Raw genomic sequence first — 854 nt, 5'->3', positions numbered from 1 at the left:
CCTAGGTTCTGTTGACGAATAGGATTCCCTTCCGCACCCGGGGATGATTCAAGGTCGCTTTCGGAGGGAGGCGGCGTTGATTCGAGACCTGATGAGCGACGAGGAGTGGGCGTTCTTCGAGCCGTTCGTGACGAGACGAGGCCCGCACAGCGGCCGGCGACCTCAGGATCATCGGCGCGTGCTCGACGGTGTCTTCTGGATCGCCCGCACCGGCGCCCAATGGCGCGATCTGCCCGAGTTCTTCGGGAAATGGTCCTCGATCTACCGCCAGTTTCGTCGATGGACGCTCTCCGGTCTCTGGGATCTGCTGCTCGGGGTGTTGAACGACACCGAGGGCGTCGGCGAGACGGTCCAGATGATCGACAGCTCCGTCATTCGGGCGCACCACTGTGCGGCCGGCGCAAGGGGGGGACTCCGAGACAGGGTCTCGGGCGCTCGCGAGGTGGGTTTTCGACCAAAATTCATCTCCGCACCAACGGCGCCGGTCTTCCCGTAGCCGTCGACATAGCGCCCGGCCAAGCCTCCGACTACACCGGCGCTCTGCCTCTCCTCGATGCCGAAGGGCCGGAACCGAAGGTTCTCCTCGCCGATCGCGGCTACGATTCCGACGCGATCCGACAGGCGATGGAAACAAGAGGGGTCACGCCGATCATTCCGACGCGGCGCAGCCGCAAGGTCCAAATCGCCATCGACGACCACATCTACGCGCTCCGGAACCGGATCGAGCGTTGCTTCAACAGGTTGAAAAACTGGCGCCGCCTCGCCACCCGCTACGACAAGACCGCCGACAGCTACCTCGGCTTCGTTCTCATCGCTGCCGTCCGTTTATGGATGCGCGCATTCGTCAACAGAAC

Annotated in this window: 1 protein-coding gene; it reads left to right on the top strand. The window is 63.5% G+C overall.

The window, feature by feature from the left end:
• Positions 1-43: 43 nt before the first annotated feature.
• Positions 44-854, top strand: a protein-coding gene (locus V5F61_RS21160) for an IS5 family transposase (protein WP_393990639.1) whose coding sequence is annotated in 2 segments (ribosomal slippage) — positions 44-407 and positions 407-854 — 812 coding nt annotated over the 2 segments. Because the reading frame shifts where the segments join, the coding sequence is not laid out codon by codon here. This gene is flagged as partial in the annotation.

This window comes from Xanthobacter sediminis (assembly GCF_043195015.1).
Classification (GTDB): Bacteria; Pseudomonadota; Alphaproteobacteria; order Rhizobiales; family Xanthobacteraceae; genus Xanthobacter.
The sequence above is the reverse complement of the archived record's forward strand: the minus strand, read 5'-3'. Positions and strand labels throughout refer to the sequence as shown.